Origin of the sequence: Marinobacter sediminum, assembly GCF_023657445.1 — a bacterium.
Taxonomy (GTDB): Bacteria; Pseudomonadota; Gammaproteobacteria; order Pseudomonadales; family Oleiphilaceae; genus Marinobacter; species Marinobacter sediminum_A.
This window is the reverse complement of record NZ_JAGTWY010000001.1, coordinates 2279158-2299149: the sequence shown is the minus strand read 5'-3', so window position 1 is coordinate 2299149 and position 19992 is coordinate 2279158. Positions and strand designations below refer to the sequence as shown.

Annotated in this window: 19 protein-coding genes; 13 read left to right on the top strand and 6 right to left on the bottom strand. The window is 56.9% G+C overall.

The annotated features are described in order from the left end of the window. Window positions 1-14: 14 nt before the first annotated feature. Together KFJ24_RS10955 and KFJ24_RS10950 are read right to left on the bottom strand one after the other, a co-directional pair. The gene (locus KFJ24_RS10955; RefSeq protein WP_250831125.1) at window positions 15-695 is read right to left on the bottom strand and encodes a hypothetical protein; all 681 of its coding nucleotides are present in this window, start codon (window positions 693-695) and stop codon (window positions 15-17) included. Next, window positions 692-1099, bottom strand: coding sequence for a hypothetical protein (locus KFJ24_RS10950; RefSeq protein ID WP_250831124.1), 408 nt, complete (start codon window positions 1097-1099; stop codon window positions 692-694). Before KFJ24_RS10950 ends, KFJ24_RS10955 begins: the two co-directional genes overlap by 4 nt. A 316-nt stretch (window positions 1100-1415) precedes the next feature. Between KFJ24_RS10950 and KFJ24_RS10945 the strand changes: the two genes are divergently transcribed. Both KFJ24_RS10945 and KFJ24_RS10940 read left to right on the top strand, forming a co-directional pair. Continuing rightward, window positions 1416-2111, top strand: coding sequence for a VWA domain-containing protein (locus KFJ24_RS10945; protein ID WP_250831123.1), 696 nt, complete (start codon window positions 1416-1418; stop codon window positions 2109-2111). A 46-nt stretch (window positions 2112-2157) separates the two neighbouring features. After that, on the top strand, window positions 2158-2877 hold the full coding sequence (locus KFJ24_RS10940; protein WP_250831122.1) for a DnaJ domain-containing protein: 720 nt from the start codon (window positions 2158-2160) through the stop codon (window positions 2875-2877). A 38-nt stretch (window positions 2878-2915) separates the two neighbouring features. Here KFJ24_RS10940 and KFJ24_RS10935 read toward each other — a convergent pair whose 3' ends face one another. Then, on the bottom strand, window positions 2916-3857 hold the full coding sequence (locus KFJ24_RS10935; RefSeq protein ID WP_250831121.1) for a sensor domain-containing diguanylate cyclase: 942 nt from the start codon (window positions 3855-3857) through the stop codon (window positions 2916-2918). A 194-nt stretch (window positions 3858-4051) separates the two neighbouring features. On the opposite strand from KFJ24_RS10935, the gene KFJ24_RS10930 reads away from it, so the two are divergent. The 11 genes from KFJ24_RS10930 (at window position 4052) to KFJ24_RS10880 (ending at window position 15895) form a co-directional block, all read left to right on the top strand. Further along, complete coding sequence (locus KFJ24_RS10930) at window positions 4052-4843, top strand: SDR family oxidoreductase (protein ID WP_250831120.1); 792 nt, start codon at window positions 4052-4054, stop codon at window positions 4841-4843. Window positions 4844-5005: 162 nt separating this feature from the next. Further along, window positions 5006-5446: a universal stress protein gene (locus KFJ24_RS10925; RefSeq protein WP_250831119.1), complete on the top strand. Its 441-nt coding sequence runs from the start codon at window positions 5006-5008 to the stop codon at window positions 5444-5446. 393 nt (window positions 5447-5839) lie between these two features. Beyond that, the gene (locus KFJ24_RS10920) at window positions 5840-6379 is read left to right on the top strand and encodes a hypothetical protein (RefSeq protein WP_250831118.1); all 540 of its coding nucleotides are present in this window, start codon (window positions 5840-5842) and stop codon (window positions 6377-6379) included. 16 nt (window positions 6380-6395) lie between these two features. After that, the gene (locus KFJ24_RS10915; protein WP_250831117.1) at window positions 6396-7700 is read left to right on the top strand and encodes a hypothetical protein; all 1305 of its coding nucleotides are present in this window, start codon (window positions 6396-6398) and stop codon (window positions 7698-7700) included. A 344-nt stretch (window positions 7701-8044) separates the two neighbouring features. Then, entirely contained in the window at window positions 8045-8527 is a 483-nt protein-coding gene (locus tag KFJ24_RS10910; protein WP_250831116.1) for an NADAR family protein, read from the top strand. Window positions 8528-8822: 295 nt separating this feature from the next. Next, window positions 8823-10343, top strand: a complete 1521-nt coding sequence (locus KFJ24_RS10905) for a sensor domain-containing diguanylate cyclase (protein ID WP_250831115.1) — start codon at window positions 8823-8825, stop codon at window positions 10341-10343. Between the two features lie 111 nt (window positions 10344-10454). Further along, window positions 10455-10889 (top strand): SRPBCC family protein, encoded by a 435-nt coding sequence (locus KFJ24_RS10900; protein ID WP_250831114.1) that lies wholly within the window; start codon window positions 10455-10457, stop codon window positions 10887-10889. Window positions 10890-11052: 163 nt separating this feature from the next. Continuing rightward, window positions 11053-12966 (top strand): CocE/NonD family hydrolase, encoded by a 1914-nt coding sequence (locus tag KFJ24_RS10895; protein ID WP_250831113.1) that lies wholly within the window; start codon window positions 11053-11055, stop codon window positions 12964-12966. A 300-nt stretch (window positions 12967-13266) separates the two neighbouring features. Beyond that, entirely contained in the window at window positions 13267-14139 is an 873-nt protein-coding gene (locus KFJ24_RS10890; RefSeq protein WP_250831112.1) for a hypothetical protein, read from the top strand. Between the two features lie 126 nt (window positions 14140-14265). Beyond that, window positions 14266-14721, top strand: a complete 456-nt coding sequence (locus tag KFJ24_RS10885) for a DUF4112 domain-containing protein (RefSeq protein WP_250831111.1) — start codon at window positions 14266-14268, stop codon at window positions 14719-14721. Between the two features lie 178 nt (window positions 14722-14899). After that, entirely contained in the window at window positions 14900-15895 is a 996-nt protein-coding gene (locus KFJ24_RS10880; protein WP_250831109.1) for an NADP-dependent oxidoreductase, read from the top strand. On the opposite strand, the gene KFJ24_RS10875 is transcribed toward KFJ24_RS10880, so the two are convergent. The 3 genes from KFJ24_RS10875 to KFJ24_RS10865 all read right to left on the bottom strand — a co-directional run bounded on the left by KFJ24_RS10875 (window position 15892) and on the right by KFJ24_RS10865 (window position 19970). After that, window positions 15892-17790 carry a PHA/PHB synthase family protein gene (locus KFJ24_RS10875; protein WP_250831108.1) on the bottom strand — a complete coding sequence of 633 codons (1899 nt, stop codon included), beginning with the start codon at window positions 17788-17790 and terminating at the stop codon, window positions 15892-15894. The genes KFJ24_RS10880 and KFJ24_RS10875 overlap by 4 nt on opposite strands. Before the next feature lie 94 nt (window positions 17791-17884). Continuing rightward, window positions 17885-18628 carry a 3-oxoacyl-[acyl-carrier-protein] reductase gene (gene fabG, locus KFJ24_RS10870; RefSeq protein WP_250831107.1) on the bottom strand — a complete coding sequence of 248 codons (744 nt, stop codon included), beginning with the start codon at window positions 18626-18628 and terminating at the stop codon, window positions 17885-17887. Between the two features lie 124 nt (window positions 18629-18752). Next, window positions 18753-19970, bottom strand: a complete 1218-nt coding sequence (locus tag KFJ24_RS10865) for a polyhydroxyalkanoate depolymerase (protein WP_250831106.1) — start codon at window positions 19968-19970, stop codon at window positions 18753-18755. Window positions 19971-19992: the final 22 nt, after the last annotated feature.

The window sequence follows — 19992 nt, the reverse complement described above, 5'->3', positions numbered from 1 at the left end:
ACGCGCTCGGCGGCTCAGATCGGCCAGCTGGCCATGCGATCGCCGAATACCATCAGAATGATGGGGATGGGTGAAATTGCAGCCGCGACCATGAGTATGTATCGGTGAATGGAAAACATCCTGCTCATGCCCGCCATCAGCGCCAGCCCGCCACCTCCGCCCAGAAGCATATTGCCCGGCAGGTTGATGGCAAGCATCAGCGTAAGATAGCGGTGCTTTAGAAGCCACGGTACCCAGCGCCGGGGCGATTTTTCCGTCAGTCGCGCCAGTCGCTGCTCGGCATCCAGCCCGTGGAAGCCCTCCAGGAATGTCGCCGCCCGAACGAGATGCACCTCTCGCAAAAACCGGGTGATAGCCTTTTCCGGTAGCCATCGTCCGATCAGAAAGGCCAGGCACAGGGAAATCAGCGTGCAGCCATACACCAGGGGGGCGATCTTGGGCCCGAGGATCATCATCAGTGCCAACCCGATCTCGACACCCGGCACAAAGGGAATCGCCATCAACACGATGTAGGCGGCCATGGAGGTCATGATGATCTGGTGCAGAATCGGTTCGTTGGACGGTCGGATGCCCATGTCCAGACCATCAATGATGCCCCGTGTCAGCAGGTTACCCGCCACAATGACTGCGATCAGAATCGCAAGTTTCAGCAGCCCTGCCACCCGCCGCCTGGCTGGCACGGCTGGCCGGATCATGGGTTGTCGGCCTCCACCAACCGACCCTTGAACCAGAACTCTTTCTCAAAGGTCCAGTACCAGCGCTTGTTTACCCAGGTGAAGGAACCTTCTATCTCGTCACCCCGGACGGTACCCCGCCAGTACATGACAGCAGCCGAATCGGCGCACGGCACCTCCGCTCGCATCTGAATTCCGTCATCGTGGGCCCTTACCCAATACTCGACCTTGGCATAGCCACAACGCCGCTCACATTCCGCGGAAACGAACTGGCCGTCTTCGAACACCAGCAGGTCATCAACGTCGGCGGGCTGACCCATCGGGCCGAGACTGCTCTGGAAGGATTTCCCATCCAACGGCATGCTCGGGGGCGTCTGGTCATCGGCAAGTGGGTGAGGGGAAATAGCGACAGACAACAGAGTCACCAGCCAAAAAACCCCGTGACTCGAATATAGAGATAAAAGCTTTTCAGAAAGGCTCGGTGTTAAATCAGGAGAATGTTCCATGGACACACACTCCGGTCACAGGGGGTGGTTAAAGTTTAGTCAATCCGGCGCCAAAATACAGCTGTTGCAACAACCCGGCCTTCGGTCAAACCAGCAAAACCGGGGCAGATCCCTGTCTCCCACCGCTGATCCATGATCTTCGGCCAATTCACACCCGCTGAGCCTGTGAATTGCCTTGTCTTTGCCCTACGCTTGTACTCATAGATCGGCCAGCCCAGGCGGTTTTCAGGAGCTTATGTCTGACAAAGAGCTACGCACCAAATCCGATAAACAGTCTATCGATCAGTTTATCCATCAGGTCCGCACGCTGCCCAAGCAGGGCGGCGGGCAGGGGCGGCTGATTTTCGCCCTGGACGCCACCGCGAGCCGGGAGGCGACCTGGGATCAGGCTTGTCACTTGCAGAGTGAGTTGTTCATGGCGACCAGGGATTTGGGCGGCCTGGCTATTCAGCTGTGCTACTACCGTGGCTTTGGCGAGTTCAAGGCCACCGGGTTTGTCACCGAGACCGGTCAGCTGCTGAACCTGATGAACGGCGTTTCCTGCCTGGGTGGCCGCACCCAGATCAGCCGGGTGTTGGCTCACGCGGTGAAAGAAACCCGCGCGGAAGCCGTCAAGGCCGTGGTGTTTATCGGGGATTGTTGCGAAGAGCCGGTGGACGAGCTCTGCCATATCGCCGGCGAGCTGGGGATGCTACGAACTCCGGTGTTCATGTTCCATGAGGGCGCGGATGCCCATGCCAGGGCGGTGTTCCAGCAGGTGAGCAAACTGTCCGGAGGCGCCTATGCACCCTTTGATCGCAACAGCCCGCAGGTGCTCAGGGATCTTATGGCCGCTGTTGCGGTCTATGCTTCCGGGGGAACCAGGGCCCTGCAGGACTTTTCCAGCCGCAGCTCCCCGGAAGTCAAGCGCCTGACCCGTCAGATAAGGTAACGCTTGTAACAATCCATTGATGGGCCTTTAAGCCCGGGGTATCTGAGTGCCACTAACGCTACTGGTTATCGTAATGGCGGTTGTCGCGTGGGTCTGGCTGCGCAACCAGCCGCCCGGTCAATGCAAGCCGGCCATTATCAAGCTGGTGTCGATTGCCGGTATCGCGATGGTGGTTCTGCTGGCCCTTACCGGCCGATTGCACTTCCTGTTTGCCTTGCTGGCATTTCTTTTCCCGCTGCTGCGCCGGGTACTGCCATCCCTTTTGACGGGTCGCATGGCGGGGCTAGGCGGCGGCGCAAAAGCCAGGCCCGGCAACCAATCCCATGTTTCCAGCGACATTCTCGAGATGAGCCTGGACCATGACTCCGGAACCATGAGTGGCACGATCCTGAAAGGCCCCATGGAAGGCAGGGCGCTGGCGGATCTGAGCGAAAGCGAATTTATCGAGTTGTTACGATACTGCCGGGAGCAGGACGAGGACTCTGCCCGCCTTCTGGAAACTTACCTCGACCGCCGGTTCGGCGACTCCTGGCGCGCTGACGACCAGGCCAGCGCTGAGGGCGGGGAAGCCGGCGCACGTGATAATTCCGGCGGTCCGCTGACTGAAAGCGAAGCTCTCGATATCCTGGGGCTGGAACCCGGTGCCAGCGAAGAGGAGATCATCCAGGCGCACCGCCGGATGATGCAGAAAGTGCACCCGGACCGGGGCGGAAGTAACTATCTGGCTGCGCGCATCAATGAAGCCAAAGAACGCCTGCTGGGCTGATTAATTCACGATGAAAGCAAAAACCGGGGCTAGAAGAATCAGTTTGTCCAGGATGGTGACGGCAAAGAATCCTGCGAAATAACACAATTGCGTCCGGTAGACTTGCCGGCATAGAGGGCCTTGTCAGCCCTTTTCATCAGTGAATCGTATGACTTGTCTGCTGATGAGAAGGAGGCCACCCCGACAGTGATGGTGGCATGGAACGCAATGTCTTCCAGCCTGAATTCCAGATGTTCAATTCGCTGGCGAATACGCTCGGCAAACCTCACGGCATCCTGCAACTTTGTATTGGGCAGGATGATGGCAAACTCTTCTCCGCCAACACGGCACCCCACATCCAATGGACGCAGTTCCTCCTGAATCATCTTTGCGGCATCGATCAGTACAAGGTCACCGGCTGCATGGCCATATTGATCATTGATGGTCTTGAAGTAATCATAATCGAGCATGATTACGGAAGTGGGCAGGCCCGAGCGGATAAAGCCGGAGAACTGCGCCTCGAGCTGCGTCTTGAAGTATTTCCGGTTGTAGAAACCGGTCATTTCGTCAGTCAGGGATTCCAGGGTCAGTCGGTCTTCCAGGTCCCTCTGGTAGGTGACATCCCGGACAAGTGCCATGGCAGCACTGACCCCATCCAACGTAATTATGTTGATCATTATATCGACCGGGACCTCCGTGCCATCTGCACGCACTCCGGAGAATCGTTTTTCCGCACTCATGGGTCGGGCGTAAGGCATCTGGAAATAGTTATTTACACTCTGCCTGTGCCCACCCCGATGGAGCTCGGGGATGATCATTTGCAGGTCCGAGCCTTCCAGGGCGTCTGCAGGATAACCGAACATTTCTTCGGCACAGGAGTTAACCAGTACGATCTTGTGGTCGGTATTAACGATTACGACGGCATCAGGCAGGGACTCAATAAACGGCAACAAATTTGTGGAAGTCGTAACGAGTTTATCGGTATTTTTCTGTACGGGCATAGTCAGGGAGACCCCGAGAGGGAATTCGTGAACATATGTTCATTATTATACGTTCTGAGTTGCCAAATACCTAGCCCACCCCCCATGGGCCGGTTCTATTTTCTGCTAACCTTCATCCAGAACCACTGTCCGGCTGACTCGCTGCGTCTGGAAGATTGGCTGGTTGAAAGTCGTAAAATTCACGAGGAGCAGTCATGCCCACGAAAACTGTCTGGATTACCGGCGCTTCAGCCGGCATCGGCGAAGCACTTGCCGTACGTTTTGCCCAGGATGGTGCCCGCCTTGTCCTCTCTGCCCGTCGTGAGAGTGAGTTGGAGCGCGTTGCCGGTCTTTGCCGTGAGGCGGGGCTTCCGGCTGAGCAGGTGCTGGTATTGCCGCTGGATGTGACGGACTGGGAGTCATTGCCCGGGGCCGTGCAGGCCGTTTTGGATCATTTTGGTGTCATCAACCTGCTGATTAACAACGCCGGTGTTTCACAGCGTTCACTGTGCAAAGACACCGATATGGCGGTCTACCAGAAACTGATGGATGTGGATGTGATGGGCCAGATCGCACTGACCAAGGCGGTACTGCCTCATATGCTGGAGCGCGGTGCCGGGCACCTTGCGGTCACGGCCAGTGTCGCTGGCAAGGTCGGCGCGCCCCTGCGAACCGGTTACTGTGCAGCCAAGCATGCGGTGATGGGCTTTTTTGACGCCCTGCGTGCGGAGGTAGAAGGGCAGGGGCTGGATGTTTCCACCATCGTGCCGGGCTTTATCCGCACCGATATCTCCCGCAATGCCCTCGCCGGTGACGGTTCGACGTTTGGCAAGCTGGATAAGAATATTGCCGGTGGTATGGATGTCACTGAGTGCGCCGAGGTGGTCTTCAAAGGCCTCACGGCCAGAAAGCGGGAGATTCCAGTTGGCAAGGGCAAGGAAATGTCCGCGCTCTGGATCAAGCGGGTGTCACCGGAGGCGTTGTTCCGGATGGTAAGGGCGCGGTAAAGACATGGCAGGGTGAGAGCTTGATGAAATTTGCCGCGCATCCTGCATCCGTCTGCCGCCAAACCAGGTTAGCCATACCCCGCAGTGTTGACATGAATCAAGCCCGCCAGGGCTGAAGCGGTGATAATCAGAGAACACACATCCTTTAAACGAGGTCTCGTCATGGATAAGGGTTCTCCAAATATCGCAGTCGCCTGTGATGGTTCTGATCAGTCATTGCACGCGGCGAAAATGGCCGCAGAGCTGGCTCAGGCCATGGGCCAGCCCCTCAAGCTGTTGTCCGTCTATCCCTACTCGAAGTCGTCGACATTAGTGGTCGCCGGTGTCGAACACAGCAAAATCGAGGAGGAGAAGCAGAAGTACGGTCGCGAAGTTTTCGAAAAGGCGAAAGAGGCCATTCAAGGGCGAGCGAATGTTGCGGAAGAGGTTCTCCTGGCTGGTGATCCGGCGCATGAAATCCTTGAGTACATACACACCCATTCGGGCACCCACCTGGTACTGGGTCGGCGCGGTCATTCGGTGGTGCGCAGCCTTACCCTTGGCAGTGTCAGCGAAAAGATTGTCAGGCACGCCACTGGGCCGGTGACGGTTGTGGAGGAGTGATGCCACGGGCATAGCATCCGGAGGCCGGGAAGGTTCAGTTAATGGTCCGTGCCTCTGATACTTGCCTGGCAACCTGATCCGGATGCACCTCACAGGCGGTTGATTCAGTCACCCGTTTCCAGACCCGGTTCGAACTCCAGCGGTTTTTAACAACTGAGGGAGTAGAGTTCCGGCGATCCACTAGTCTCAGCGTCGATGGCAGTAACCGCCTCAGTCTCCTCCAGTCCTCCCTTGTGACCAGCACTCTTTTTTCCCGAACCTTTGCCGTGACGCAGGGTTCTCGGCGATGCCTTCCCGGTGATCCCCTCCCCGTTAGCCTTGAGTGTAGCCACGAAAAATGTGTACGATCATGCCGGGTTCAAGAGGAACCCTGACAATTCAATGGAGCTGATAATGAAAAAGGAACTTGCGTACCTACCATTGGTACTCGCGTTGGCTGCTTGTGTGGATGATGACAGCAGCAAAAACGACACCTCAACCCCGCCTCTAACTGACAATACGCCAAGCACGGTTCAGGACCTGGAAAACGCTGGGGAAATCCCCAAGCTTGACCGCAGTGTGGGTCTGACGGGAACCGATGCCGATAACAACGGTATTCGGGATGATGTAGACCGCTATATTGCAGACCATTTTTCGGGTGAACATAAGGTTGGTGCTGCCAGCCAGGCTGCCAGAGCAAACCAGGCAGTGCTTGGTACTGACCTGCTGGACACAACCGCGGTTCGGCAAACCAATCAAGAGATCTCCCGCGCCACGGCTTGTATTTATGAGGTGTTTGGAGCTACAGCATCGGGAACTGAGCCCGCCACAGTCTCAAGGAACCTTGAGGCTATTACCTTCAATACTTCCGAGCGCCTGAAGCAATACATGGAGTTCAATAAGGCGCTGGATGGAGCTTCTTGGTCACTACCGGAGGGAAGTAGTTGTGAGTAAACAAACACGGATGTTTGTGAGTTTTACCGTTTCTTTACTGATTAGTCTGACAACACCTTTGCAAGCCTTTGCTCAGTCGGTCGAGCCACGAAACCTTTGTCGGGATTCGGGAATCATCTTTGCTTTTTTCAATGGCGTACAGACCACCATTGGAGAGGCAAGCCGGGCGATGAATGAATTTCGCCGGATTCATGGTGACGAACGAGCCGACGGCGAGAACATTCGGTATGAGGTGATGTATAACTACACCAATGGTCTCGAAGATTTTGTAGAGACCTTTGAGCAGCGTGTTCTCGAACAGGAACAGGTGCTCCAAGACAGGTTCGAACTTGCCCTGGAGATAATCAATGGCGGCGGCGCTTGGTGGGAAGAACTCGCCCAGCTGGCCACCTCGCTTCCCTCGTTACGTGACGGATTCATGGACTGGTATCGGGCAGAGATTATTCAGTCACTGACCTCGCTGGCAGCTAGCCCTCCTACGATCACCAACTACGCTGAGCACCAGTCTCGGCTAGATACATGGATCGTAGAGGGTAAACAGATTCTGATGGTGGCGCACTCACAGGGCAATCTGTTTGCAAACTCAGCTTACAGTTATGCGCGCGAAAAGACCGATACCGGGGCACTGAAACTGGTCCACATAGCGCCAGCGTCAGCAACGACTAACGGACCCCATCGGCTGGCCGATAAAGACCTCGTTATCAATGCCTTGCGGGCCACTGGTGGCGTGGCCAATATCACTAACGTCATACCAGGCTATGCGGATCGGCCTGCTGGCCTCAATGGCCAGACAGATATTCTTGGCCACGGCCTTCTCCAGATATATCTGAATCCGTTCCTGACTCTTGGTGATGCCGTGGTTCAGGATATCGAAGCTGAATTGGCGAGCTTAGAACCACCTGAAACAGAGCCCGAAGCAGAAACAGGTTTCTTTACGGCAACTCTGACATGGAGTGGGGAAGGCGATGTGGATCTCCATGTTTATGAACCCTCTGGATCCCATGTTTTCTATCGAACGATGACGGGCATGTCTGGATATCTGGATGTCGACAATACGGTAGCTAACGGGCCGGAGCATTACTTTGCTTCCTGTGAAGCCGAAAAGCTTCAAACTGGGACTTACCAGGTTGGGATTGCGAACTATGATCGTGCCGATGGCAGAACGGCCACTTTGCAAATTGCGTCATTTCGGGATGGAGCCCTTGGCACCCGTAACGTAACGCTTGGCTCACCAACGGCCGATACACCGTCGCACATGATGTTCGATGTGGACGTAACGGAAGACAGTGAAACTGGCGAGTTTGAAGCCATAATCAGGTAGGTTTCATGCTAAGAAGGGGCCAAGCTATCGGCTTGGCCCCTTCTTTTCTTAAACACTCGAAATGCGGGATAGCCCGGTCTTTAATCGTTGTAGTTCAAAGGCAGGTCAGCACTTCTTACGAAACAGGTGCCTCATGAAAATAAATGATGGAAGGAAATAGGAGACAGGCCAGTTTCCTGGTCTCATGAGCTGGCAAGCCCCCGGTAAAGCTATCGGGCATCTCCTTTACCAGTGACTTGCCAAGTACCTGTTTCACTCACGTCGGTATTAGATTGGCCGGACCCGAGTGATCTGAATGAGGGGTTTGGTTAAACTGTCCACACACTTTCCGGGCGATCGCAACTATGTCTCTTTTTCCGGCCGACAACGGCGAGAATGATCTTTACCTTTCACGAACCGATCCAGAGAACCCATTTGGCACCTACGCAGCCTTCAGCTTTGAGCTGGAGGGCAAGGGCTGGCCCACCGTGGAACACTACTTCCAGGGTATGAAGTTCACCGATGAAACCCGGCAGGAACAGGTACGAACGGCGGCCACACCCGCGCAGGCGAGAAAGCTGGGCCGCAAGCGCCACAAGAGCCTGCGGCGTGACTGGAAGCAGGTGCGTGAAACCATCATGACGCGGGGTGTATACGTTCGCTGTCGCACCCACCCCGAGCTCGCGGAAGAACTGCTCAACACCGGCGAACAGAGAATTGTAGAAAACAGCAACTTCGATTACTTCTGGGGTTGTGGCCGTGATCGCCGGGGCGATAACTGCTATGGAAAAGTGCTGATGAACGTCCGGGCCAAGCTGCGGGAAGAACAGGAGGCGGACCCGACTTGATCCGGGGTGGCCGTTATTGCTGAATGCCATGCCCGCGCCCATGGCTGTTGCAAGGTTTTGCAGGGAGATACTCATTGGCTCAGATAAGGGTTACTCACTCCATGGGACCGTGTCAGCAACTGAATTTTGATCTGTCGCAGTTTTGGACACTATTTTCTTGCGAAGCACCTCAGTTGGGATAGAGTTTCATTATGGGGGAGCATTTACCTACCTACGCTGGATTTATTGAGGGCCTTGCAGGAACTGTCCGGCTCTTTCCATTAACGGTACAGGGATTGTCTTAGAGAACGTTGCCTTGCAAAGCCATCGCCACGCCGTTGTTTTTCCGCTCGTCATTGGCCTGCTCTATTATCTGGGTGCGTGGGTTGGGGTCCATTTTGCGGCCCTGGAGAGCGGAATTGTTATCCTTTGGCCACCGAATGCCGTTCTGTTAGCCGCTCTTCTGAGCCAGCCTCCCCGTCGCTGGTGGCCTCTGTTAGTGGTTGTCCTGGCCTCGGAAGTTGCTGCAGACATTCCGGTGTTTACCGTTACTCAGGCTCTGCTGTTCGGTGCAATTAACATCACGGAGTGCCTGCTGGCTGCCAGCCTCATTCGTTTCTTCCTGGAACGGGAGGTGGGCTGGCACGAGCCTAAAGACCTCAGTCTTTTTCTGGTCACCGTGTTTTTTATCGCCTCTCCCATTGCCGCCCTTGGCGGTGCGTCGGTCTATTCATTCCTGTTAACCAGCGACACACCCTTCCTCACGTTCTGGCGGCTGTGGTGGATTGGTGATGCAACCGGGTTGATTATCCTGACGCCTTTGCTGCATATGGCATTCAGCCCGGGCCTGCTGCAACGAATGGCCGGGGGCACGTGGCCATGTCGCCTGGAGCTGGCCGGGGCATGGGTGGTCAGCCTGATAGCCTGCTACGTGATCTTCGTCCTGGACCTGCATTTTGAGAAGTATCTGGCCCTGTCTCCGCTGGCCGTCGTCGCCGTGCCCATATGGGTGGCCATTCGTTTTGGCACGCTGGCAGGTTCGTCTCTGGCGACTGCGGTTGCGCTCTTCGTAGCTTTTGCCACGGCCTCAGGGCTGGGCCCATTTGTTCGTGAGCAGCAAGACCATAGCGCCCTGCTGACGCAGGAATTCACGGTAGTGTTTATTGCAACGGTGTTGTTCGTTGCCGCGTTTGTGCACCAAAACCGTCGAAAATCGGGCGAGCTTCACGAGGCTCTGGTGAAGGTCAGGCATTTGAATCACGAATTGGAAGAACGGGTCCGCCAGCGTACCCAGGAGTTGTTTGATACCAACCAGCAGCTGCAAACACTGGCGTTAACTGACGAGCTGACTGGCATTCCCAATCGAAGGCGGATGAAAGCGCTGGGTGAAGAGGAAGCAAAACGCAGTGAGCGCAGCGAGCGGCCTTTCAGCGTTATCCTGCTGGATATCGATCATTTCAAACAGGTCAATGACCGTTACGGACACGCTGTGGGCGACGAGTGCCTGAAAGCCTTTGTCCGGGCCATTGCACCATCCCTGAGGTCGATCGATCGTTTTGGTCGTTGGGGCGGTGAGGAGTTCATAATTGTCGTGCCGGACTCGGATCACGTAGACCTGGTACGCCTCAGCGACAAGCTCCTGAGGTGTATCCGGGCTGTGGTAGTGACGGTTGGTGACGACCAGATAGACATGACGGTATCCATTGGTGTTGCTGAGTGGCACCACGCCAGCTTTGATAAATTGGTGTCAGAGGCTGACGATGCCCTTTACCGGGCCAAAGCGCAGGGCCGGGATCGGGCGGAGATCAATGTGCGGGGACTGCGCGTTATTGAATAGGAGTTTTTGCTCTGATGGCAGGTGTGTAATCCCAACACGGCCTCCGCAATCCGCTAGACTAGGCTTCTATCGCACGGGCACGCTTTCTGTGCCATTTATTAAGGACCCCTCATGTTTCACATTCACGTTGAGCGCACCCTCGCCAAGGACATCGACACTGTTTTTGAAGCTATCTCCGACCATGGTCGTTACGACCGGTTTCCGGGAGTAGATAAGTCCGTCCTGGTTGAAGAGGGCAGGGATGAGAAGAACGGCACCGGGGCGCTGCGGATTATCGGATCAGGACCGCTTGAACTGACCGAGCGCATTACACAGTTTGAGCGGCCGACGACCATGCATTATCGCATTGAAAAATCGAGCCCGTTTTCTGTCCTGCATACCAGGGGTGAGATCACTTTACAGCCTGATGGTGAGCGAACACGGGTGATCTGGATATCCGAAGGCCGCATGCAGACCCCATTGCTTGGTCGGCTGCTGGACAAGGTCGCCGAGCGCAGTTTTACCAAGGTCTTCAATTCTCTGCTCAAGGCTGTTGAGCGACTCTAGGCAGCCGCCTTTGAGCAAAGGCCTCATGCGCCACAACGCTGACGGGCAGATCATGCGGATCTGCTGTCTTTTCGGGCCATTGTCGAAGCGCAACGGAACATTATTTGAGTAAGGCACGTGAATCCCGGTTGGTTTCTTTGCAAAACAACAAGGAGAACAACCGATGCCTTACCGCACACGCTTTACGTTATACCGTCACCTCTTGATTCCATTTGCTCTGGCCCTGGCGGCTGCCGGGTGCGTGGAAACGAACTCTGAACAAAGCGCGCCTCAAGCCGGCGCCGCTGAACAGGCTTGTGAGAATCCGGGGGCGGGTGCGCCTCCCCAATGCAAAACGGCCCCGCCCGTGTCCTGTTCTGGCGATACCTCCACCGGGGGTGGTCGCAGCTATCCGGTAATGCTCACGTCGGCCAGCGGTGAAACCATTGCGTTCCAGGTGCTTGAGCCGATTGGTGGCGTCGACTGTGCGCAGGGTCACCCGCTGGTCCTGCATGGTCACGGTTTTGGTGGATCACGGAATACGGAGGGGTTCGAGCGCTATCGCGAAGCGGGCTTTGTGGTCATCTCCATCGACCAGCGGGGGTTCGGTGAAAGCACCGGTTCGGTCCGGGTGATGGATCCCGAGTTCGAGGGCCGCGACCTGATCCAGATTCTTGATTGGGCCGAGGCGAACCTGGATTACCTGCAGTACCGCAATGAACCCACCCTGCCTGAGGCCCTGAACCCCAATCTTGTGGCGGGCGCAATTGGTGGCAGTTATGGCGGTGGGTTCCAGCTCCTTCTGCACGGCCAGGATCCGCGCCAGAGACTCGATGCCATGGTGCCGGATATCACCTGGTATGACCTGCGGTACAGCCTTAATCCCGGTAATGTCATCAAGACGGGATGGGATCTTGTGCTGGCGGCCGGAGGCGAAGCAGGCTCCACCGGCAAGGGTAATGAGGGTCTGGATCCGATCATCCGCGAAATCCTCACCCAGGGAGCAACAATAAACCGCTTCCCGGAAGCCGGCCTCGACTTCTTTTACTATCACAGCCCGGCGTATCGCTGCACCGGCGAGCCGGTTCAGGTCTCTGATGCGCCCGGTCTGCTGAGCTACCAGATCAATCCGCCTGCATTCGATGTTCAGCCAACGTCCTACCCGGAGGTGGATGTGCTGTTCACGCAGGGCATGAAGGACACGCTCTTCAACTTCAATGAAGCCTGGCGGAACTTCGAATGCCTTAAAGCCCGTGGGGGTGATGTACGTCTGCTGACCCACCAGACCGGCCATGTACTGCCCGTTGAGGCGCCAGAGGAGTTGCAGCCAGCGGAATATGTGGATCCGACCGCAGGCTTGCTGGAAATACCGGGGTTTCAGGGGGCGGCTGGTCAGTTTGCCTGTGGCAACCTCTCGATTTCAGATGCAACGTTGAATTGGCTGGAACATCACCTGCAGGGTAAGCCGCTTGCCGGCTACTTTGATGGAACCGACACGAACGTCTGCCTGTCATTGGCGGATGGTCAGTCAGTCAGCGTGCCCATGGATACCTTTCCAGCGCCGGACCTGAAGGGCGGGGTACTTCAGGGCGCAGCCGTGGTCGAACGTGCCGTGGCCAGCGAGCTGCCGGTTGGTTCCGGGTACGAAGCGGTAGCAACCGCAGCCAACCCGCCGGCAGCGCTGGTCCTCGGGCAGGCCGGGGCGGGTGGCATCACCTTGGGCGGTATTCCCACTGCCAGGCTCACGGTGTCCGACCTGGCAGGACGTTCACACTGCGAGGAGGCGCTGGATCCCTATGCGGCGGGCTGTGACCCGATTGTGTTCGTCGGCCTCGGCAAGCGCATTTCGGGAGAAAGCCGATGGCAATTGATTGATGATCAGGTGAAGCCGGTACGGGGCCTCAAGGAAAAGGCGGTGGTCGAGCTGGTCGGTGTGGCAGAAGCTCTGGCCCCCGGCGATGAGCTTGCGTTGCTGGTTTACGGATTCCACCCACAGTACCCCGCGAGCTGGTCACGGGATGCGCTGGTGCCCTACGTCAACCTTGAGGGAACGGTACAGGTGCCGGTATTGGAGGGCGTGCTGGAAGGCGGCATGTGATCCCGGGTGCAAGTCTTGTGTTCGACCAGGGCCAGGGAGGGCCCGTGATTTTCCGGTTAACTTTGCGCCTCACAGGTTTTAGGGAATCGAAACCGTAAACCGCAGACTATACTTCAAAGGCAAGTCCGCTCCGTGTCGATGACCTGATAAGACATCGTTACTGGAAACCTACTCCACCGCTGCGCGCCTCCCGGTTTTACGCAACGCTATGCGCTGGCCTCATGCAAGGCCCAGGATTTCCGGCAGGCGACGAGCGAAACCCGTCGCAGTCAGCTGGTCTCCGGGGAACTGGAGGGCGACATGACAAACAAGCGTCGGGCAGTGCCGGGCGTTTTTGTCTGGCTCAGGGTAACGGCAACGGTAGTGGCCTGGCTCCTTCTCGTTGCTTTCATTCACCGGCTGGCACATGCGTACCAATCGGACATAGTTGAAATCCTGAACCTCCCGGCGTTCCGGATCGCAGCGACAACGTTGCTTATTAGCGCTTTGGTGTATTTCATTGCCATCAGCTTGCCGTGGGTGCCAAACCCTGGGTTTCGCAGCGTTTGCATGATCTTTGTGTGGGTGGCGCTCCTCGTTCTCGGGCACTCCCTGTCGCATATGGGGTTCCACGATGCGCAGTCCATGCTGTTCTCGATGCGTGAGGTACTTGGCCCCGCTTCGATAGTATTGCTTGTGATTGTGTATGGGGTGGTGCTCGCGATGCCTTTTCTCCCGGGCGTCGAATTGGGCCTGCTCATCATGGCCGTATTCGGTCCTGCTGGCGCTTTGGCGGCGTACGCGGCGACTCTTGGCGGACTGATACTGGCCTATGCGGTGGGGCGAGCGCTTCCCGAGCAGGTTGTTGCGAAGTTGCTGGAACGCATTGGTGTTGTTGTGCCTCGCGATGGGATGGTATCCGGCACTTTGGTCAATCACCGCCATCTGGCACTGGCTGTTTGCCTTAATTTTCCGGGCAATGCCGCGCTTGGCGGGGGCGGCGGAGTTGCGTTGCTTTGCGGCGTGAGCAGGCAGTTCAGCTTGCGCGCCTTTGTTTTAACCCTGGCGATTGCCATATCGCCGGTTCCGATTCTTGTACTGACGGGTTTGCTGAGCACAGAGCCATTAATGGAACATCACGGTTTTCTTCACGATGCACTAACGAATATCGAAGGGCTGTTCATCCACAACTGATTTTTTGTTGAGAGACCGGGACGGACTTTAATTCTGAATTACTCCACCCACTATGGAGAGTGTGTTGAGTGGGATATTGGCGGCATCCTTCGATTCTGCCCATTGGTTGTACTGTCTGGAGATGTAATGGTGAAGCCTACGGAAGCCCAGCAACTGGCGATCCTCGAGCGGCTGGATAAGTTCAGCCGGTTTACCGACAGCAGCATCAGCATTCCTTTCACCCGAGTCACAATTGGCGTAGAGGCCATTATTGGCTTGCTGCCAGTGGTAGGCGATTTCGCCGGACTGGTGTTGTCTGGCTATGTACTTATCGAAGCGCAACGAGCGGGTGCCAGCAAGGATGTGAAGCTGCGGATGCTGCGCAATATGGGCATTGATTTTCTTGGTGGACTGCTGCCAGTGGTGGGGGATGGCTTTGATGCCATCTACAAGGCCAATACCCGTAATACCCGGTTGCTGAGAAACTATCTCGAAAAACAGCTCGCGGTGGAGCCGCCTTCGCCAGCGTTTCCCTGGAAGACTCTGATCGGGTTGTCCATTCTGTTTGCCGTTATTACGGGTGGGCTGACGCTCGTTCTGTAAGCCCCCGCCGAAACACCGGTGCAGGGTGTTTGGTTGCCTGTCGTTTCTTACCTGTAACCTGTGGGCCAACGGCGGCAGGAGCACGGTTATTTCCCGGTTTGGCGTGAGTGCTACTATGAACCTAACCGTATCACTGGCCACTAAAGGTTCCATCAATCACGAAAGGAGAAATGTCTCTATGAGTACCTATAAAGCGATTAACCTGATAAAGCGGCCTGAGGCGAATATAGGGCCGGAGCTTTTCGAGGTTGTGGAAAAAACGGTTCCGGAACCCGCCGAAGGCGAGTTTGTGGTCAGGCAGACCTATATGTCCCTCGACCCCGCCATGATGGGCTGGATGAGCTCCGATACCGACAGCTATATTCCGCCAGTGGAGCTTGGCTCAGTTATGCGCTCGTCGGGCATCGGCGAGGTGGTTGCCTCCAATCACCCGGATTTTGCCGTGGGCGATCAGGTCATGGGGATGTTTGGCTGGCAGGAGATGGCTCTGTCGGATGGCACGGGCGTGAACAAGCTGGACAAAAACCTGCCGCCGGAAATGGCGCTGTCGGTATTCGCGCTCCCGGGGCTTACAGCCACCCAGGGCCTGTATGGCTGTGGTCATCCCAAGGCGGGTGAAACGCTGGTGGTGTCCGGTGCGGCCGGCTCTGTCGGCTCAATCGTAGGCCAGTTGGCCAAGGCCGATGGCCTGCGGGTCATTGGTGTGGTGGGCAGCGATGAGAAGGCGGACTGGATTGTCAACGATCTGGGCTTCGATGGCGCCGTGAACTACAAGACCGACGACCTGGGCGCGAAGCTGGATGAATTGGCGCCGGATGGCATCGACGTTTATTTCGAGAACACCGGCGGCCCGATTCAGGACTTTGTGTTCGAGCGGATGAATGCTCACGGCCGTATCGTGGTATGCGGAATGATTGCCGATTATACCTCCGCCAACCCGCGCCCCGGCCCCAACTGGATGCGTATCATCAAGAAACGCCTGTCGATCCAGGGGTTCACCATGCCAGATCACCTGCACCGGACGCAGGAGCTGATGGCCAAGCTCGCCCCCTATGTCCAGAACGGGCATATTAAATATCGGGCCCACGTTCTGGAGGGGCTGGAGTCGGCCATGAGCGGTCTTACCCTGTTCCTCTCCGGTGAGAACAAGGGTAAGTTGATGGTGAAGCTCTAAGTACTTGTGACTTTCGCAGGCGCCGGTTTCCGTTTCCGTGTCGCTGTTTTCTGACGCGGAGTTTGCCGGCGCTTGCTCACTGTCGGAGTCGGTGGCGCCGGTTCATTTCGCACATAGGCTCCGGGAGCCGGCTCGATCACCGGGAGTGCCCCTTTTTCGGCAGAGCGGGCTTCCACCTCGCCACCACCAAACTGTTCAGCCCAGGCGACCCAGTCGGGCCACCAGGAGCCTTCGAACTGTTCAGCGCCCTGTAGCCAGGCATCCGGATCCAGATTGCTGTCCTCGTTTACACGGTAGCCGTACTTCTTCCGTTCGGGGGGGTTGATGATGCCAGCTATGTGCCCCGAGCCGCCGAGGATAAAGCGTACCGGGCCGCCCAGATTGCGGGAACCCTGATAACAGGATATCCAGGGGGCGATGTGGTCCTCGATGGCCGATGCAAAGTAACTCGGCACCTTGACCTTACCCAGGTCGATCGGCGTGCCCGCCAGTTCAATACCGCCGGGCTCACGCAGCCTGTTGTGCAGGTACATGTTACGTAAATAGAAACTGTGCATGGCCGCAGGCATGCGGGTGGCGTCCGCGTTCCAGTACAGCAGGTCGAAGGGCGCGCTATCGCGCCCGAGCAGGTAATTGTTGACGAAGAAGGACCATATCAGGCTGTTGGCCCGAAGCATGTTAAAGGCGGTCGCCATGGACGCACCCTCGAGATAGCCCTGTTTGTTCATGGCTTTCTCAAGCTTGCTAACGGCGTCTTCATCAATGAACACTTCCAGGTCGCCGACCTCGGAGAAGTCCATCAGGCTGTTAAGGAAGGTCGCGCTCTTGACCCGGTCATCGCCGCGGGCCGCCAGCCAGGCCAGAGTGCAGCCAAGCAGGGTGCCGCCAATACAGTAGCCGACGGTATTGAGCTCACGCTCGCCCGTGGCTTCTTCGATGGCGTCCATGGCGGCGACAGGCCCTTCCAGCATGTAGTCTTCAAAGCTCTTGTGTGCCAGCTCCGCTCCCGGATTCACCCAGGAGACTACGAACACTGTATGGCCTTGTTCTACCCAATAGCGGATGAACGACTTTTTCTCACCCAGGTCGAGAATGTAGTACTTGTTGATCCACGGCGGGATCACCAGCAACGGCCGCCGGTGCACGGTTTCGGTGGTTGGCCGGTACTGAATGAGCTGCATCAGCTCGTTCTGGTAAATCACGTCGCCCGGGGTGTTGGCCAGATTGTCACCAACCGTAAAGGCGTCCGGGTCGGACATGCGAAAGGGCATGGGCCCCTTGCCTTCATCCAGATCACGCAGCAGGTTGGCCATGCCGCGCAGCAGGTTCCTGCCCCGGGTCTGGATCGTCGTGCGCAGCACTTCGGGATTGCTCAGGATGAAGTTGCTCGGTGCCAGGGCGTCGGTCATCTGGCTGGTGAAAAACCGCAGCTTGCGTCTGTTGTGATCGTCCAGGCCACGCACATCTTCGATGGTGTCCATGATCCAGCGATTCGACAGCAGGTAGGCCTGCTTGATGACATTGAACGCCATTACCTCATTCCAGGCCTGGTCGCGGAAGCGCCCGTCGCCCGGCTCTGGTTCTGCCACGGCCAGTGGCTTATTGCTGATGCCGCTGGTCAGCAGGCCCGCCCAGAATCTGGTGCTGTCCTTGATCAGACGCATCTGGGCGAAGATCACGGTGTCGGGCTGGGTTGCGAGCTTGCCGGTCAGGGAAACAAAGGGTTTGGTCATGCTCTTTACACTGACCGGGTTGGGCTCGCCCCCACGCAGCCTCCGCATAATCGAGCGCTTCAGAAGATGGCTTCCATGCACGCCTGCGCGCATCAGGGACTTGGGCACGACGTTGGGCTCGAATTCAGGAGGAGGCGTGATTTTAACCGGTTTTTCAGACATTTACACAGTCTCCACTACGCGGCCACTACGACCGCGAGTCTTTCAGAAACGGCGAAGGACGCATGTGTTCTATGCGTCTATCCGCGACATGGCGTTACATATACACGCCGCCGTTAACATTAATCTGCTGGCCAGTGATGTAGTCGCCTTCGGCTGCCAGGAACACAACCGCCCGGGCGATTTCCTCGGGTTGACCAAACCGTCCCATTGGCACTCGAGCAATGATCTTTTCGCGGATATTCTCAGGTACCTGGGCCAGCATTTCGGTCTCGGTAAAGCCCGGGGCAATGGCATTGACGGTAATGTTGTTTTTAGCCATTTCCAGTGCCATGGTTTTGGTGAACGCAATGATGCCACCCTTACTGGCTGCGTAGTTAGCCTGCCCGAAGTTGCCAGCCTGGCCGACGAACGAAGTGATGTTGATGATGCGACCGAACTGCTGCTCCATCATGAATTTCAACACTTCGGAACAGGTTGCGTACACGCTTCCCAGGTTGGTATCGAGCACTTCGTTCCAATCGTCGTCGGTGAGCTTTTTCATCGACTTGTCGCGGGTGATGCCGGCGTTGTTCACCAGTATATCGATGCGCCCCCACTGATCATGGACCTGACGTATCAGGTTGCGGGCCTCTGGCATCTTGGACAGATCCGCCTGGAAGGCCAGCGCCCTAACGCCGGTTGCCTCGATCTCCTTGAGGACCGCGTCTGCGTCGGACTGACGCGAGCGGTAGTTGATTGCGACATCGGCGCCGCGCTGTGCAAGCTGAAGCGCGATATGCCGGCCAATGCCACGAGAGGCGCCGGTGACAATGGCTACCTTGCCTTTGAGGTCTTGCATGACACTCTCCTTAAAATTGTATTGAGACGGAGTTTTGGTTGATTATTTTTGCTCATTTAAAACGTCACACTTGAAGCTAGCAGAGCCCCCACAACCTCACAAGAAATCAGCGCAAAGCAGCCGGTCAGGCCGCGCGGATGAAATCCCTTAAGCGCGGCGAAATGGATTCACGCCATTGGCTGCCGTTAAATACACCGTAATGGCCAACACCCGGCTGCAGGTGATGCAGGCGCCGGGATTCCGGAATATTGACACAAAGGTCCTGGGCGGCCCGGGTCTGTCCGGGACTGGAAATATCGTCCTTTTCACCTTCGATTGTCATCAGCGCGGTGTTGTGGATGGCGGCCGGATTCACCAGGCGTCCACGATGCCTGAAACAGCCCCGCGCCAGGTGGAACTCCTGGAAGACTCGCTGGATGGTATCCAGGTAATACGTTGCCGGCAGATCCATCACCGCCAGATATTCGTTGTAGAATTCACGATGGCGGGTGATCTTGTCGGTCTTTTTATCGCGAAAGGATTTGAACAGGCCGCGATAGGCACCAATGTGGCGGTCGAGATTCATGTTCATAAATCCGGCCAGCTGCAGAAACCCTGGGTAAACCTTGCGCATGGCTCCCGGATAGGGCGCGGGCACCGGGTGAACCAGGTTGCGTTTGAACCATGCCAGCTTGTGCTTGGTCGCCAGTTCACAGGGCGTGGTTGGATCGACCCGGCCGTCAATGGGGCCACTCATCAGAGCCAGTGAGCGAGGGGTCGCAGGGTGGCCGTCTTCGGCCATGATGGCGGTGGCTGCGAGCACGGGCACTACTGGCTGACAGACTGCCAGCACGTGAGTGTCGGGGCCCAGGTGGTCGATGAAATCAATGACGTAGTCGATGTAATCGTCGAGGCCAAAATCACCAGCTGACAGTGGCACCTGGCAGGCATCGCGCCAATCGGTAATGTACACGTCGTGTTCTGGCAGCATGGCCTCTACGGTGCCGCGCAGCAGCGAGGCAAAGTGCCCGGACAGCGGTGCCACGATCAGCAGTTTCGGGTCATCGGGCCGCTCCACACTGCGCTCAAAGTGTTTGAGCTGAGCAAACGGTTTGCGTTTGACAATGGCTTCACTGACGCCGACCTGCTCGCCATCACAGATGGTTGTGTGCAGATTGAAAGCTGGCTTCGGGTAGCGGCGGGTGAGGTCTCCAAACACTCCGTAGGCCGAAGCAATGCTGCGCGCCCCGGGAAGGCGGGACAAGGGGCTTAGTGGATGTCGGAGCAGCTTACTCTGAGCACCAGTCAGCATGCGTATAGGCATTAGCGCGGCGCGGCTCATCTCATGGGCAAAGTACATCATGGTATTGTCCTGCTTGAGTTCT